Consider the following 1,098-nt stretch of genomic DNA (forward strand, 5'->3'; position numbering starts at 1 on the left):
GCCCCTGACCGGTCGTCGGGAACTCTCCAAAGCGGCCGCTCGGCGCGGAGTAGTTCACGAGTGTGCGCCTCCGATGCCAAGCTGGTCAGCGTTCACAGGCATCATCGAACGTCACTTCTATGGAAACTTCAATGGACGCAAAACGGAACGTGTCACCCGAAGAAGTCTGCCTAAGTCTCGAAGGACCTCTGCCTGCGAACCACAGCGGACGGACACCTCCGGAGTGCTTCCAATGGTCGTCGCGCGACGCGAGCACTTATTTCCAGAACTGCCACCGCGACTTCTTCGGTGCAGCCTGCGTGCTCGGTGCCGACGCGGCCGGTCCTAGCGTTGCAGCGACATTCGAGATGCGGCCGAGTTCGTCGAAGCTGATCTCGATGTGTCCTTCGCCCGCTCTCTCGGCGCGGATGCCCCCCGCCCCGTTGGATGCCGCATGTAACCCTTGCTGCCGCAGAAAACTTGTCACCATTCGGCGATGGTCCACGTCGAACTGCGAGATTACTTCCATCAGCACCGTGTTCACGCGGGGCAGCGACACCGGCGCCAGCACCTCGGCCGGCACGTCGTCGAGCAGCACGAACAGTGCGCCGCCGTCGTAAGGCGCGCGGTAATAGCAGCGGCCTCCCTCTAGGCCGCTGCAGGTCATGGCGATCATGTGATCGGTGATGTCGTCCAGTTGCAGCGAAGGTTGGGTGAACGCCTCTACGGTCTGCGCCTCACCGAGCTGCCGGATGCGCAAGGCGGCCTCAGTGAGTTGCGGCGGAAGATTGCTCTGCGTGTTGGCCCAGACCCACAGCCATGTGCGGGGTTCGAAGGCATGCGTGCCGAGCAGTTGCACGGGGTATTCCAGGTCATCGCCGAAGCGCAACAGGCCTTTCTGCATGTCAATGCCCCAGGGCCTTTCACCAATTACATCGCCCAATGCAATTTGTCTGGCGAACGAGGAAGCCGCGTGGTCTGCAAAATGGTCTTGAAATGTGCTCATGCTGATTTATGGTCGATGTCGGTTGTTCTGTTGAAGGTCAGGACTTTCCGCGCATCCTCGACACGCGAGAGAAAGTCGTGTTCGCGCATCGCCACGATTGCGCGAATGACTGC

1 protein-coding gene is annotated in these 1,098 nt (G+C 60.7%); it reads right to left on the minus strand.

Features of this window, described 5'->3' with window-relative positions; all coding sequences use genetic code 11:
* Positions 1-256: 256 nt before the first annotated feature.
* Positions 257-985 carry a DUF6882 domain-containing protein gene (locus tag AC04L7_RS19315; protein ID WP_436046231.1) on the minus strand — a complete coding sequence of 243 codons (729 nt, stop codon included), beginning with the start codon at positions 983-985 and terminating at the stop codon, positions 257-259.
* Between the last annotated feature and the right edge of the window lie 113 nt (positions 986-1,098).

The organism is Pseudoxanthomonas sp. LjRoot204_2 (assembly GCF_056175765.1).